Source organism: Paraburkholderia sp. NPDC080076 (genome assembly GCF_050281145.1).
GTDB lineage: Bacteria > Pseudomonadota > Gammaproteobacteria > Burkholderiales > Burkholderiaceae > Paraburkholderia.
Genome location: NZ_JBNNWQ010000008.1, coordinates 394041 through 408485 on the forward strand (window position 1 = coordinate 394041; position 14445 = coordinate 408485).

Genomic DNA, 14445 nt, shown 5'->3' on the forward strand with positions numbered 1-14445 from the left:
CCAACCGCAGTTGGAGCCGTTGACCATGCGAGCAACAGGGATGCCGGCAGGCGTCATAATCCCTCTTCGCCGTCGGGCACGACAACGACTGCTTTTCCAACGTTGATAGGAGCTTCAAATGAGCAAGGGATATTGGGTGACGTCATATCGCGCGACGAAAGACGCGGCCAAGCTTGGCGCATATGCGCAGCTTGCCGTGCCCGCCGTGGCGGCTGCCGGTGGCAAGTTCATCGTACGTGGCGTGGCGGACGAGGCTCGTGAGCAGGGCTTGAAGGAGCGGACGGTCGTGATCGAGTTTCCGACCTACGAAGCAGCCGTCGCGGCTTACGAAAGCGAACTCTACAAGAAGGCGCTGGCGGCATTGGGCGATGGCGTCGAGCGCGATCTGCGGATTGTGCGCGGCACGGAGTAACGCAAAAGATGCGGCGAGCGCGACCTGCTTAGGCAGGTTCGCGCCCAACGGCGGCAATCCAGCGTGATGCAATGCAACGGCAGGCCACCGCCTGCCGCGCTTGCCACCGAATCTATTTCACCGCGCCCAGCGCGAGCCCCTTCACCAGATACCGCTGCAACCACGCGAACACCACCGAAACCGGCAACGTCGCGCAAAGCGTAGCGGCCATCACCAGATGCCACTCGACCACGTATTTCCCGGCGACCATGTCGGTGACCTGCACGGTCAGCGTTTTATTCTCCGGTGAGCGGATCAAGGTGTACACGACGGCAAACTCGTTCCACGCGTTGATGAACGTGAAGATCGCAGTGACGACGATCGCCGGCACCGCGAGCGGCAGGAACACTTTGAAGACGGCCTTGGTCCGTCCGCATCCTTCGAGCCACGCCGACTCTTCCAGATCGCGCGGCACCGTCTGAAAGTACGAAGACAGCATCCACACGGCAAACGCGATGTTGAAGGCCGCATAAGAGACGATCACGCCGATCTTGGAGTCAACCAGGTTGCCGTCGCCATAAGGAATCATCGCTGCCAGCCGGAACAAGCCGACTACGAGCAGGATAGGCGACAACATCTGCGTGACGAGCAGAAACTGACGGTAGAGCCCGCGTCCTCGAAAGGGAAACCTGGCCAACGCATACGCCGCCGGCAAGCTGACTGCCAGCGCAAGCGCGGTCGAGAGCAAACTGATCACCGTGCTATTGCGTAGCGCCACGCCGAAATTGGCGGCGACCCACATGTCGGAGAAATTGCTCCACTGCCAATGCACCGGCAACCAGCGCGCCGGATAGACAAAAATCTCGGACGCCGGCTTCAACGCCGTAAATAGCATGACGGCGAACGGAAACAGCACCACCACGATTAGCGGCGACAGCGCGAGCCAGCACCACAGCGAGCGCTTCATCTTGACGCTGAGACTCATGACGGATCTCCTTCTTTCGCGGGCTGCAGGCGCAGATAGGCGATCGAGAAAACGAACAGCATGACGAGCATGATCAGTGACACCGCTGCAGCTTCGCCGGGGCGCCCGAGCCGGAAACCGAGCTCGTAGAGATACGTGACGAGAATGTGCGTGCTGTTGTCGGGGCCGCCCTGCGTCATCACCCAGATGATCGGAAACGAGTTGAACACGTAGATCACGTTCAACAGAATCGTCATGTTGATGAACGGCCGCAACAGCGGCATGGTGAGTTTGCGAAACTGCTGCCAGGCGCTCGCGCCGTCCATGCGAGCGGCTTCGTAAATATCGCCGGGCACCGAGGACAAACCGCCCAGCAGAATCGTCACCGTAAACGGAATCGACACCAGAATGCCGACTGCGATTTCGACCGGAAACGCGAGTTCCGGCGTGGCCAGCCAATGAATCGGACCGCTGATCAAGCCGAGCCGCTGCAACGTGACGTTGACCATGCCGTAGTCGTCGTTGAAGGCCCAGCGCCAGACCACGGCGGTCATGGTCAGCGAGACGGACCACGGCAGCATCACGATCGTGCGCGCCACGCCGCGCCCGTAGAAATCCTGATTCAGCACCAGCGCGACGGGCACCGAGATCAGCACCGTGCCGCCCACCACGCACACGGTCCAGACAATGGTCCGCTTGGCGGCGGCAAGAAACGCGGGGTCGCTGAAGATCGTGTAGAAATTCCGCAGACCGGTGAAATCGCGAATCGCGCCGAAGCGCGAGACCTCGTGCAGCGATTGCCACACGATGTTGAAAATCGGATAGCTGATGATGAAGAGCGCCAGTACCAGACTCGGCGCGATCAGCAACCAGGGCGCTTGCAGGCGCGAAGAAGCGGAACGGCTCATGCGTGCTCGATCGTAAGGCGCGTCCGCATTGATGAGCAGGCGCGTCGGGATGGGCCGGATAGTGCATTACGAGCGAAACGCGCACCGCCTTCGTAGTGGCGGCGCGCGTTCCGGGTTCAGCAGATCACTACGAGATCAGTACGACTGTGCTGCGTGATCACTTACCGAGCGACTTGTTCGCTTGCGTGGCCGCCGCGTTCAATGCGTCAGCCGGCTTCGCCTTGCCCAGGTAGATCGACTGCATTGCATCGGTCACGGCCTTGGCGGTGTCTTCCCAGCCGGTCACGGTCGGTGCGAAGTGGGCGGTCGGCAGCAGCGCGACGAAGGCCTTGGTGTCCGGATCGTTGAACGCCGGGTCGGTTGCCTCAGCCTTGGTGGTCGGCAGGAAGCCTTCAGTCGTGGTGAACTCCACGCGCGGTTCCTTCGTGAACAGATAGTCGAGGAACTTCCACGCCGACTTCTTCACCTTCGAGTTCTTGAACATCACGATCGAGTCCGTGACGGCGTAGGTGGCGTGTGCCGTGCCCATCGGAATCGGATCGATGCCGTACTTCAGGTTTGGCGCTTCTTTCTTGATCTGCTTGGCGAGGAACGGCGCGGAGATCATCATCGCGACGCGGCCTTGCTTGAACAGATTCTGCACGTCTTCACGGCTGTAGCCGGTTACGCCCGGCTGCGTCAGGCCCTGGTCGATCATCGTCTTGTAGAGCGTGGCGGCCTTGATGCCGGCCGGCGAATTGAACGCCGCCTTGCCGTCCTTGCCGACCACGTCGCCGCCATTGGTCCACAGGGCGTAATAATAGTAGACGTCCGTTTCGATTTCCTTGCCTTGCAGACCGAAGCCGGCAATGCCCTGCGCCTTCAGTTTCTTCGACGCTTCGATCACGTCGTTCCAGGTCTTCGGGCCGTCGGGATAGCCGACTTTCGCGAGCAGGTCTTTGTTGTAGTACAGCGCGCGTGCGGAAGCGGCGATCGGCAGGCCGTACACCTTGCCGTTGATTTCACCCGGCGCGAGGAACGGGCCGATGAAGCGGCTCTTGAAGCTGGCGTCCATATAGCCGTCGAGCGGCTCGGCGACGTCGTCCTTCACGAAGTCGAGCAGCCACCGTGTGCCGACGATAGCGAGGTCGGCGTTGGCGTTGCCTGAAATGTCTGTTTGCAGTTTCTGTTGCAGCGTGTCCCAGTTCACATCTTCGATCTTGATGGTCGTGCCGGGATTGGCCTTCTCGAAGTTACGGGCCATCTTTTCGAAGTACGGTGCCGTCGCGTCGCTGTAGTGGGCGACGGTCACGCGGACCGTGTCGGCGTGAGCCGCGACGGCGATACCTGCAAACGCGAGCGCCACGGCAATTTTGCCTAGCGCGAGGGAAGCACGGGCATGCAACGACATTTCTCTCTCCTGGGGTGGTTTGCTGCCGTCGCCGGCCGCTTCGGGTTGAATTGTTTGAAAAAATCCTACATGACGCAAAATAGCTTGTCACGTAGGGTCTGCCATATTTCTTCCCGGTCAGTTTTGTGCATAAGATGCTGTAAAGCAGGGGTATTCTGCATAGCGTGATGTCACGGATACCCAATCTTCGGGATGACTAGACAACTGCGCCAAGCTTGGTTTGTAAGAAATTTACACGCTAATCCGGTGCTGGCGGCGCGGTTGAAGAGCGAGGCGGACATGAATCGTGTGGTGTTGGTAACGGGCGCGTGCGGCGGCATCGGCAGCGTGTTGTGCAGGCGCTTCGTGGAACAGGGCGATACAGTGCTGGCGCTCGACATCGACGCCGCCGCGCTGAAGGCTTTGACCGCGCAACTCGGCGAGGCGCACGTCACGCCGATCGCGGTCGATCTCGGCGACGCCGCCGCAGTGCAGCAAGCCGTGGCCGCCGCGGTCAAGGTGCGCGCTCCGGTGGATGTGCTGGTCGCCAACGCGGGCGCGGCACAAGGTCTGACGCTTGCCACGACGGATGTCGCGAGCTGGCAGCGCGACATTCATCTGAATCTGAACGGCACGTTTCACACGGTCGAGGCCGTGCGCGCGTCGATGATCGAGCGGCAACGGGGCGCGCTGGTGCTGATCGGTTCGGTGAACGGCATGGCCGCGCTCGGTCATCCGGCGTACAGCGCGGCGAAGGCCGGGCTCATCAGTTATACGAAGGCGCTCGCGCTCGAACTCGGCCGCTACGGGATTCGCGCGAACATCGTGTGTCCCGGCACGGTGAAGACGCAGGCGTGGCAGGCGCGCGTCGACAAGAATCCGCGGGTCTTCGAGGATCTGAAAAAGTGGTACCCGTTGCGCGACTTCGCGACACCTGACGACATCGCCGACGCCGTGCTGTTTCTCGCCTCACCGATGGCGCGCGTAATTACCGGCGTTGCATTACCGGTCGACGGCGGCCTGATGGCCGGCAACCGTCTGATGGCGGAAGAACTGACGCTCGAATCGCTCTGAACCGCGCTCGGCAACATTGCAAGTAGCACGAGATCGAGTCAACGAAGCAAGACGATGAGGACAGCATGGCAGCAGTGCAACTGAGCGGCATCTTCAAACGCTATGGCGACACGCAAGTGGTGCACGGCATCGATCTCGACATCGACGACGGCGAGTTCGTCGTGCTGGTCGGGCCGTCGGGCTGCGGCAAAAGCACGTTGATGCGCATGGTGGCGGGGCTCGAGGAAATCAGCGGCGGCGACCTGATGATCGGCGGCACGCGCGCGAACAGTCTCGCGCCGCAGCAGCGCAATATCTCGATGGTGTTCCAGAGCTACGCGCTGTATCCGCATCTGTCCGTCTACGAAAACATCGCGTTCGGGCCGCGGATTCGCAAGGAGTCGTCGGCGAGTTTCAAGCCGCGGATCGAAGCCGCCGCGAAGATGCTGAACCTCGGCGGCTATCTGGACCGTTTGCCGCGCGCGCTGTCGGGCGGCCAGCGGCAACGCGTGGCAATGGGCCGCGCGGTGGTGCGCGAGCCGTCGCTGTTCCTGTTCGATGAGCCGCTGTCCAATCTCGACGCCAAACTGCGCGTCCAGATGCGCACCGAAATCAAGGCGCTGCATCAGCGGCTGAAAAATACGGTGATCTACGTCACGCATGATCAGATCGAAGCCATGACAATGGCGGACCGCATCGTCGTCATGAACGCGGGACGGATCGAGCAGATCGGCCGTCCGCTGGAACTGTACGATCATCCGGCGAATCTGTTCGTGGCGAGCTTTCTCGGCTCGCCGTCGATGAACTTCGCCGAAGGTGTGATCGCGAGCCGCGCGCAAGGTCAGGGCCTCGCGCTGAATCTGACGGACGGTGGCGAGATCGTGCTGGAAGGCGCGCCCGCGTCGGCTGTGGTCGGCGCGAAGGTCACGCTCGGCGTGCGGCCGGAACACATCGAAACCATGACGCCGACACCCGACGCGACGATGGAAGTCGAAGTGGTCGAGCCGACTGGTGCGGAGACTCACTTGTACGGGAAAATAGGCGGCAGCACGTGGTGCGTGACGACTCGTCAGCGCTCGAAAATCGAGCCCGGCCAGCGCGTGACGCTGCGGTTGCCGGCCGAACATATTCATCTGTTCGATACGGAGAGTGGACGCAGGCTGGTCTGAACCGCGTGTTGCTGTTTTGAGGTCGATACGAGCTTGCCTCGGGCTCGCTGAAGCTGCGACGCGGATTCATTTAACCCGTGAGAAGACGCCGGGCCGCCCCAAGTTTTCTCATCCCCTCGGGGGGCCTCGCGCGAAGCGACAGAGGTCTGGGGGCGCTTTTAAGGAACACCGGGTGTCCGCACCGAACTTGATTCCCCACATCCGCAGCGCACTCGCCAGTTTGCGGCCCGCCGAGCGTAAGGTCGCCGACATGGTGTTGAGCGACGTCGACTTCGCGATGCGCGCGAGCATCACCGAACTCGCGCAGCGCGCGGACGTGTCCGAGCCTTCCGTCACGCGCTTTTGCCGCGCGATCGGTGCGCATGGTCTGCGCGACTTCAAGATGCAGTTGGCGCAGAGCGTGGCGGGCGGGCTGCCGTATGCATCCACGGCGGTGGCGCGCGACGACGACGTGCAGACGCTCATGGACAAGGTGGGCGAGGCGGCGGTCGACGGCATCACGCATGCGCGTGGCGCGCTGGATCCGGCGGTAGTCGAGAGTGCGATTGCTGCGTTGTCGAGCGCGCGGCGGGTGTTTTTCTTTGGCGTCGGTTCGGGTTCGGGATTGGTCGCGCAAGATGCGGCGCTGCGGTTTCTGCGGCTCGATATTGCATCCACTGCGTTTACGGATGGGCATCTTCAGCGTCTTTACGCGGGCCTCATGGAACCGGGCGATGTCGCCTTTGCGATTTCACATTCGGGCCGCAGTGTCGAAGTCAACGAAAGCATTCAGATTGCCAAGGAGCGTGGCGCGACCACGATTGCGCTGACGAATGTCGGCTCGCGGCTGGCGTGGCTGGTGGATATTGCGCTGCTGCTGCGCGTGCCGAGCCCGATCGATCCGAATACGCCGGGCGTGTCGCGGCTCGTGCATCTGTGCATCATGGACGCGCTGGCGATTGGCGTCGCGCTCAAAGCCGGGCCGAAGACGCTCGAGAAGATGCGGCATGCGAAGGCGAGGTTGGCGTCGCATGAGCCGGAGGCGGCGGGGGATTGAGCGGCCGCGAAAGTCGCTTGTCGATTTCCGCGCAGTTTTGATTACTCGGCAGCCGCCGCCATCCACCCAAAACGTCGCGACAAGCGTGACGTCGCGGCGCGCAAAGTCTGCGCCGGGCCGCCCGTCAATTCACTATCGAAGCTGCCGCTCGGGCCCATCAACGCCAGGACCAGGCAGATGCTGCCTGTATGATCCAGCACCGGCGCGGCTAACGTATTGATGCCCGGCACAGGCCGGCTGAGTGCCGTATCGATGCCGTCCGCGCGGATTTGCGCAAGACGCTGCGCATAGGCTTTCGTCAGCGGCGGCAAAGCAGACGCTGCGTCCGTGGCGGCTGCCGACTTCGCCTTCCCCGCAAAAACATCGGCCGCATCCGCGCCCGCCAACCGCAGATGATCCTGCGCCAGCAAGCCCGCGCGCACGTCGTCCGCCACATAGGCGGCGAACACGCGGCCGATCGCCGTATTCGCCAGCGACATCACCGTGCCGACCCGCAGGCTCACATGCAGCGGCCGCGCCGATTCCTCCAGGCGCACGACGGTCGGCCCAAGCGGCCCGAGCACCGCCATCGCGACGCTCATGCCCGTCGACGCCGCCAGTTCGACCACCTCGGGCTCCGCTTCACGCGTCGGCGACAAGCGCTGCAAACCGATCAAACCCAGTTCCAGCGCGAGCGGCCCGGCTTCGAAACAGCCCGCCGCATCGCGATTGAGCAAGCCGATTTTGAGCAGGCTCACCAGGTGCGGAAACGCTTTCGCCGGCGGCATGCCGGCGGCCGCCGCGAGATCGCGCAGATTCAGCGGCCGCGCCGCCGCGACCAGCGCCACCAACAACTCTCCCGTGCTATCGAGCGACTGGATGCCGCGCTGAGGTTTGGCATCGCCGGAAGTGCGGGAAGATGTGTCGAGAGAATCGGTCACGATGCGGAAGAAGCCAGCAGGGAAGGTGCGGTTGCCAGTTCGGCGCCGATGTCGCGCGCCGCGGCAAGCAGTGTGCGCGCGATCGGACCGTCGGCGGCGGCGTCGATCGCGCCGGTCGAGCCGATCACCGTCAGCGCGAGCGACAAGCGGCCGTCGGCATCCAGCACGGGCGCGCTCAGACTGCTGATGCCCGGACTCGGCGCATCCACGCTGCACTCCAGGCCGCGCGCGCGGATCGCGTCCAGTGTGGCTTCGAAGGCGGTGCTTTGGTCAGGCGGTGTCATGGCGTTGCCAATCGCGTCCGATTGATTCGCCCACATTGCGTCAAGCACCTCGCGCCGCGAATAAGCGCAAAACACCCGTCCCGTCGACGTAGCCGGCAACGACATCACCGTGCCCACATGCAAATTGACGTGCAACGGAAAGCCCGCGTGCTCATAGCGAACGATGGTCGGCCCTTGCGGCCCGGCAATACAGATCGCGACGCTGAAACCGATCGCTTCGGCCAGCGCGGCCACGCGCGGCACGGCGGCGCGAAACGCCGGCTGGTTTTCCAGATGCAGCAAACCGAGCCGCAACGACAGCGGGCCGGGTTCGTAGCGGCCAGAAAGCTCGTCGCGCTTGATCAGACCCAGCCGGCTCAAGCTCACCAGATAGGCGTGCGCCTGCCCGGGCGCGATCTGCGCGGCGCTGGCGAGGTCGGACAAGGCGAGCGGCGTGCGCGCCTGCGCGAGCGCCAGCAACACGCGGCCGCCCACTTCGACGCTCTGAATGCCGCGCTGCGTCTTGCCGCCGTCCGTCGTCTCGCTGCCGCCTGTGCCTTTGCCCGTGGGCGATTTCGCTGCTTTGCTCACACCCGCGCTCGTCCGTAAAAAAGGGTCCATGTTAACCGATGGCCTGTGCCTTTCTATCCTCATCTTAGGCCTCTGGCAATTTGTGTATAGCGATACATTTCGCTATTGACAAATAAACTGGCGCCGTCCTAAGATGCATTCACCCCGACACACCGGCGCAGTCACAGAGTCAAAAACGGGGCGAGACAATCCTCCAATACTGTCAGCCCGCGCGGCATTCGCGCAGCCTGCCGTCTCGCCTCACGTCCAACTTTTGAGGGAGACAAGCATGGCAAAGGCATTCGCATCCCAGGCCGATCTGGAAGTCAAGAAAGTCACGTGGACCAAGCTATCCGAGAACGCCTACGCGTACACCGCCGAGGGCGATCCGAACTCGGGCGTGATCATCGGCGACGACGGCGTGCTGATCGTCGACACCACCGCCACGCCGGCCATGGCGCAAGACCTCATCGCGAAGATTCGCAGCGTCACGGACAAGCCGATCAAATACGTCGTGCTGTCGCACTATCACGCGGTGCGCGTGCTCGGTGCATCGGCGTATTTCGGAGAAGGCGCGCAGGAAGTGATCGCGAGCCGCGGCACGTACGAGATGATCGTCGAGCGCGGCGAAGCGGACATGAAGTCGGAAATTGAACGCTTCCCGCGCCTGTTCGCCGGCGTCGAAACGGTGCCGGGCCTGACGTGGCCAACGCTCGTATTCGAAAAGGAAATGACGCTGTTCCTCGGCAAGCTCGAAGTGCGCATCGCGCATCTCGGCGCGGGCCATACGAAGGGCGATACGGTGGTGTGGCTGCCATCGCAGAAGGTGCTGTTCTCCGGCGACCTGGTCGAGTACGACGCGGCCTGTTATTGCGGCGACGCGCAGCTCGAACAATGGCCGGCCACGCTCGAGGCATTGCGCGCGCTGAAGGCCGACAAGCTCGTGCCGGGCCGCGGCCCCGCGCTGACCACGCCCGAAGACGTCAACAAGGGTCTGGATTACACGAAAGACTTCGTCACCACGTTGCTGCAACAGGGCCGTGAAGCCGTCGAACAGAAACTCGATCTGAAGGCCGCGATGGCGCACACGCGCAAGGCCATGGACCCGAAGTTCGGCCACGTCTTCATCTACGAGCACTGTCTGCCGTTCGACGTCTCGCGCGCTTTCGACGAAGCCAGCGGCATCGCGCATCCGCGTATCTGGACCGCGCAGCGCGACAAGGAAATGTGGGACGCGCTGCAAGCCTGATAAGAACAGACGCACAGCAAGACGCCGCAGAGCCGAGAAGGACGGAGACACAAGATGAGCATCAACTACCAGACGCTGTCGTTCGAATATCAGCCGTGTCGTGAACAGAGCGCGCAGAGCGGTGCGGACCATGCGGCCTATCCCGTGATCGTGGTCGGCGCGGGCCCGGTGGGCCTCGCCACCGCGATTGATCTCGCGCAGCAGGGCGTGCCGGTCGTGCTGGTCGACGATGATTGTTCATTGTCCACGGGATCGCGCGCGATCTGCTTTTCGAAACGCTCGCTCGATATTTTCGACCGTTTGGGATGCGGCCAGCGAATGGTGGACAAGGGCATTAGCTGGAATGTCGGCAAGGTGTTTCTGAAAGACGAGTTGGTGTACACGTTCAATCTGCAACCTGAAGCGGGCCACAACCGGCCCGCGTTCATCAACCTCCAGCAGTACTACGTCGAAGGTTTTCTACTCGAACGCGCGCAGGAGATGCCGAATCTCGAGATCCGCTGGAAAAGCAAAGTGGTCGGCGTGCAGCAAAGCGGTACGCCCGGCACTCACGACGCCAGCGTGACGCTGACCGTCGACACGCCGAATGGTCAGTACGCGTTGCGCGCTCGCTATGTGGTCGCCGCCGACGGCTCGCGCAGTCCGATCCGCAATCTGATGGGACTCGACAGTAAAGGCGTGACATTCAAGGATCGTTTCCTGATCGCCGACGTCAAGATGGAAGCGGAGTTTCCCACTGAGCGCTGGTTCTGGTTCGACCCGCCGTTTCATCCGAATCAATCGGTGCTGCTGCATCGTCAGCCGGATAATGTGTGGCGGATCGATTTCCAGCTAGGGTGGGACGCCGACCCGGTGCTGGAAAAGACGCCGGAGCGCGTCATTCCGCGCGTGCGTGCGCTGCTCGGGCCGGACGCAAAGTTCGAGTTGGAATGGGTCAGCGTCTATACGTTCTCGTGTTTGCGCATGGACCGTTTCCGGCACGGCAACGTGTTGTTCGCCGGCGACTCCGCGCATGGCGTGTCGCCGTTCGGCGCGCGCGGTGCGAATAGCGGTGTGCAGGACGCGGAAAACCTCGCGTGGAAACTGGCGATGGTGCTCGAAGGCAAGGCCTCCGATGCTTTGCTCGATACCTATGCAAGCGAACGCGAATTCGCCGCCGACGAAAACATCCGCAACTCCACGCGCTCCACCGATTTCATCACGCCGAAGAGTCCCGTGAGCCGTGTGTTCCGCGATGCCGTGCTTAAGCTCTCGCGTCATCATCCGTTTGCACGGCAATTGGCCAATAGCGGCCGGCTGTCAGTGCCGGCGGTGTTGCGTGATTCTCCGCTGAATACAGCGGACCGTGACTCGTTTGAAGGGGCGATGGTGCCGGGCGCGTCTTGCGTCGATGCACCGGTGCAGGTGGCGGGACAACCGGCATGGCTGCTGCAGCAACTCGGCCAGCAATTCACCGGCGTGCTGTTGTGCGGCGATCAAGGTGTCGACCAGGCGACTCGGGCCGCGTTGGACACGTTGCGCGCTGGGCCGATTCCGTTGAAGCTCGTCGTTGTGACCCGTGGCGATCCGCAGGCCTTTGTGTCTGCGAACGCGCAAGTCGCGCACGATATCGAAGGGCTGGCCCACGCACGCTACGACGCAAAACCCGGCACGTTCTATCTGATTCGTCCGGACCAGCATGTTTGCGCGCGCTGGCGGCAACTCGATGCGGGTGATGTCGCGCATGCATTGAAACGCGCACTGTGCGTCGAAGGCACGGCTTGAACGTGCGGCGTCAGGAAAACAATAGCCGCAAGCAATTTGCATGGGATCGGAGTAAGCGTTAAAGCGCCAACTCTGGTCGACAGGAGACAGACATGACACTGAACACGCAACCGAATCTCGCCCGCCCCGACGATTTCTACGAGGCGTTGATCGACATGCATCGCGATCTGGACGATGCGCAGAGCCAGTCGGCCAATGCGCAACTGATCCTGCTGCTCGCCAACCATATCGGCGATCACGCCACGCTGCTCGAAGCGATGCGGCATGCTCGCGACGGCGTGGCCGACGTGTCGGCGCAAAATGGTAAAGCGCGTCCGCTGGCTGCATAACCGCATAGCGCGAGCAAAGATTGAGTTTGCGCAAGCCAGATTTCGGAAGACGTCAATAGTAGTGATTTGTTGCGCGCTTCCTCTCAAATTCGCGGAAGACAATCCGCGATTCATCTCAATTTTTTCTTTCTGACTATCAGATTCTTCTTAGCAAAGCGGCACAAGCGCTGCCTCATACTAGTCGGCTTGTTGAGGGAAGGATGATCAGATCGCATAGGATGTGTCGTTCCGGTAGGCCAGATTGCTTCGTGCCGGCGCACCATGTCCTCGTGCGTTGCCGGTGGGAATTTCCCCACGTTCGGCCAGAAAGAGACACGAGATGAAATTGTTTTTGATAAGCGACCTTGTCGTTCAAGAGTTGGCGTCGATGAAAGTCGACGGAAAGTGGCTTTCTCCTGCGCAGTTTGCCGAATCGGCGTCGCTCTGGATTAACCATTACGCGCCTGGCCGTGCAGCGTCTGAATTGTTTTTTTTCGAAGTCGAGTGCGAAGTGTTGCAAATCGCCACGCAACTGGCCGTCGGAGAATTGGCGTCGGTCGAAGATTTGCCGTTGGGGCAGTTGTTTAGCGACTATCCAACGGTGAATTACGCGCATCCTTTGAGCGCGAAAGCGTTGGCCGCGACGCTGACAGCGTGCCGTGAAAAAATTTCCCGTGGCGCTCAGGCAGGAGCATCTGACGATGCGATCTGGTCGCGGCAGTTCGCTGCCTGTGCGAAGAACGTGCCGCCGTCTCTCGGATGTCATCCCGCCCTCTGTCAGTTGATGTGCCACATCGGCGACACGCCGAAGGTTTGAGCGTCGCTCGAGATCGATGGCTTCGTACGTCATATCGGGTAGAGTCGCGGTTATGCGTCCGCGATTGCGCCCATTACGTCCGAACCTTTGCATGTATTCGATCGACCCCGTTCCGCTGCCGCACGATGGCCCGTCCGACATTGCGTTGTGGAGGATCGACATCGACTTCACTGCGTCGCTCGACGCGCCGGCCTTTGCATCCCTCAGCGAGGACGAACGCACGCGAGCCCGCACCTTTCGCTGCCATGATGACGCGCTGCGCTTCGCGACCGTGCGCGCCGCGCTGCGTGAAGAGCTCGCGCGGCGGCTCGACATGGCGGCACACGCCGTGCGTTTTGCGCTCGACGTCAATCACCGACCCCATCTCGCGGATTCGAATCGCTTCGATTTCAATGTATCGCATGCGGGTGCGCATGGACTGATCGCGATGTCGCCGGTTCGGCGCGTGGGCGTCGATATCGAGCAGCACAGCGACAAATTCGATTGGCATTCGATTGCGGCCTTGACGCTCGATCCGGAAGAAGTCGCGTGGATCGAACGCCTCGACGTAGGTCAGCAGAGCGCTGCGTTTTACGATGCGTGGGTCGCCAAGGAAGCGCTCGTCAAAACAACGGGCGTGGGCATCACACGCGGATTGCAACATCTGACCGTGCTACCGCGTGAGAGCAAGCGCGTGACGTTGCGCAAGCAGATTCCAGACGATATGCGCGATGTCGCCGCGCACTGGCTTGTGGCACCGGACAGCTACGCTGCGTGCGTCGCGTGGTCAGTGACCGCGCTTCGGTAATCGCAAACAAACACGGCGCGCTAAGCGTTGACCTGTCCGAACGCCAAAGCCTTCGGCCAGCCGAACGCGTGGACCTGTGTGAGTCGCTGCATGGCCGGCTGCGCAAGCGCGACCGCAGCGCGAATCTTGCCGGCCATCGGCACATCCAGCACATGCCAGCGGCCGTGTTCCGCGAGATCGAACGCACCGTTTGCGGAGTGGCTGAACAGCAGTTCGACATCGATATCGACGGGCGCATAGCGCAGCGCATTGCAAAGACTGCCGTAGCGAGCGCGGCGTTGCGAGGCTTCCGGCTGTTCCTCGGGCGCCGCGCCTGGCGAGGGCACGACGACGCTCAATCCTAGCGTCGCCGACGCAACGCCGATCACGATCCAGATGCCGCCGTACGCGATATCGATTGTGATGCCGCGGCCGTCGCGAGGATGACGCGCACGCAGTTTCTCGTTGCCGTCATCCTGTAAATCGACGGCCTGCGGTTCGCAGTCGAACAGATTTCCGACGATCCAGCGCACGACCACTCGCGCGCTGATAAAGCGTTTTCGCAACGCGGCGTTCGGATGCAACCGCGCACGCTCGCGTTCACTCCTCGACAGCCAGCTATCGCCTTGTTGCACAGGCACCGGCAGCCATTCGCAGCGGAACCGCCAAAGATGCAACTCGCCTGCGCGCGGCGCGGCAACGTTGTACGGATAGCTGCGTGTCAGCGGATGGGACAGGAATACGGGTGTGGCCGCGGCGGCAATAGTGGGTGCGAGGCGGGCGGGCTGCACGGCATGTTCGCCAGCACTGCGTTTAGCGGCGACTTCGCGTGACTCGCCGCTATCGCGCGGGCGCGAAGCCGCTGGGCAAGCCAGATCCAGTTCCAATGGCATAGGCC

General features: G+C 62.2%; 15 protein-coding genes. 9 read left to right on the top strand and 6 right to left on the bottom strand.

Annotated elements, in window-relative coordinates:
- Positions 1-118 precede the first annotated feature (118 nt).
- A complete protein-coding gene (locus ACQKRQ_RS29635; protein ID WP_408177310.1) occupies positions 119-412 on the top strand; it encodes a DUF1330 domain-containing protein in 294 nt (97 codons plus the stop codon).
- A gap of 112 nt (positions 413-524) precedes the next feature.
- Here the strand turns inward: ACQKRQ_RS29635 and ACQKRQ_RS29640 are convergent, their stop codons facing one another.
- The 3 genes from ACQKRQ_RS29640 to ACQKRQ_RS29650 all read right to left on the bottom strand — a co-directional run bounded on the left by ACQKRQ_RS29640 (position 525) and on the right by ACQKRQ_RS29650 (position 3653).
- Complete coding sequence (locus ACQKRQ_RS29640; protein ID WP_132378946.1) at positions 525-1376, bottom strand: carbohydrate ABC transporter permease; 852 nt, start codon at positions 1374-1376, stop codon at positions 525-527.
- Positions 1373-2263, bottom strand: a complete 891-nt coding sequence (locus tag ACQKRQ_RS29645) for a carbohydrate ABC transporter permease (RefSeq protein WP_132378944.1) — start codon at positions 2261-2263, stop codon at positions 1373-1375. Before ACQKRQ_RS29645 ends, ACQKRQ_RS29640 begins: the two co-directional genes overlap by 4 nt.
- 157 nt (positions 2264-2420) lie before the next feature.
- A complete protein-coding gene (locus tag ACQKRQ_RS29650; protein ID WP_132378942.1) occupies positions 2421-3653 on the bottom strand; it encodes an ABC transporter substrate-binding protein in 1233 nt (410 codons plus the stop codon).
- A 279-nt stretch (positions 3654-3932) separates the two neighbouring features.
- Between ACQKRQ_RS29650 and ACQKRQ_RS29655 the strand changes: the two genes are divergently transcribed.
- From ACQKRQ_RS29655 to ACQKRQ_RS29665, 3 genes are all read left to right on the top strand, one after another.
- A complete protein-coding gene (locus ACQKRQ_RS29655) occupies positions 3933-4706 on the top strand; it encodes an SDR family oxidoreductase (protein ID WP_427481150.1) in 774 nt (257 codons plus the stop codon).
- A gap of 65 nt (positions 4707-4771) precedes the next feature.
- Positions 4772-5854 carry an ABC transporter ATP-binding protein gene (locus ACQKRQ_RS29660; RefSeq protein ID WP_106300048.1) on the top strand — a complete coding sequence of 361 codons (1083 nt, stop codon included), beginning with the start codon at positions 4772-4774 and terminating at the stop codon, positions 5852-5854.
- Between the two features lie 172 nt (positions 5855-6026).
- Entirely contained in the window at positions 6027-6890 is an 864-nt protein-coding gene (locus tag ACQKRQ_RS29665; protein ID WP_408177307.1) for a MurR/RpiR family transcriptional regulator, read from the top strand.
- 41 nt (positions 6891-6931) lie between these two features.
- On the opposite strand, the gene ACQKRQ_RS29670 is transcribed toward ACQKRQ_RS29665, so the two are convergent.
- Together ACQKRQ_RS29670 and ACQKRQ_RS29675 are read right to left on the bottom strand one after the other, a co-directional pair.
- The gene (locus tag ACQKRQ_RS29670) at positions 6932-7810 is read right to left on the bottom strand and encodes an IclR family transcriptional regulator (RefSeq protein ID WP_427481151.1); all 879 of its coding nucleotides are present in this window, start codon (positions 7808-7810) and stop codon (positions 6932-6934) included.
- Positions 7807-8694, bottom strand: coding sequence for an IclR family transcriptional regulator (locus ACQKRQ_RS29675; protein WP_427481152.1), 888 nt, complete (start codon positions 8692-8694; stop codon positions 7807-7809). Before ACQKRQ_RS29675 ends, ACQKRQ_RS29670 begins: the two co-directional genes overlap by 4 nt.
- A 238-nt stretch (positions 8695-8932) precedes the next feature.
- Here ACQKRQ_RS29675 and ACQKRQ_RS29680 point away from each other — a divergent pair, with 238 nt between their 5' ends.
- From ACQKRQ_RS29680 to ACQKRQ_RS29700, 5 genes are all read left to right on the top strand, one after another.
- On the top strand, positions 8933-9892 hold the full coding sequence (locus ACQKRQ_RS29680; protein ID WP_427481153.1) for an MBL fold metallo-hydrolase: 960 nt from the start codon (positions 8933-8935) through the stop codon (positions 9890-9892).
- Positions 9893-9946: 54 nt separating this feature from the next.
- The gene (locus tag ACQKRQ_RS29685) at positions 9947-11656 is read left to right on the top strand and encodes an FAD-dependent oxidoreductase (RefSeq protein WP_427481154.1); all 1710 of its coding nucleotides are present in this window, start codon (positions 9947-9949) and stop codon (positions 11654-11656) included.
- 92 nt (positions 11657-11748) lie between these two features.
- On the top strand, positions 11749-11985 hold the full coding sequence (locus ACQKRQ_RS29690) for a DUF2783 domain-containing protein (RefSeq protein WP_427481155.1): 237 nt from the start codon (positions 11749-11751) through the stop codon (positions 11983-11985).
- Between the two features lie 319 nt (positions 11986-12304).
- On the top strand, positions 12305-12781 hold the full coding sequence (locus ACQKRQ_RS29695; protein WP_427481156.1) for a hypothetical protein: 477 nt from the start codon (positions 12305-12307) through the stop codon (positions 12779-12781).
- A gap of 91 nt (positions 12782-12872) precedes the next feature.
- Positions 12873-13568: a 4'-phosphopantetheinyl transferase family protein gene (locus tag ACQKRQ_RS29700; RefSeq protein ID WP_427481157.1), complete on the top strand. Its 696-nt coding sequence runs from the start codon at positions 12873-12875 to the stop codon at positions 13566-13568.
- Positions 13569-13588: 20 nt separating this feature from the next.
- On the opposite strand, the gene ACQKRQ_RS29705 is transcribed toward ACQKRQ_RS29700, so the two are convergent.
- On the bottom strand, positions 13589-14440 hold the full coding sequence (locus ACQKRQ_RS29705) for a hypothetical protein (RefSeq protein WP_427481158.1): 852 nt from the start codon (positions 14438-14440) through the stop codon (positions 13589-13591).
- Positions 14441-14445 lie beyond the last annotated feature (5 nt).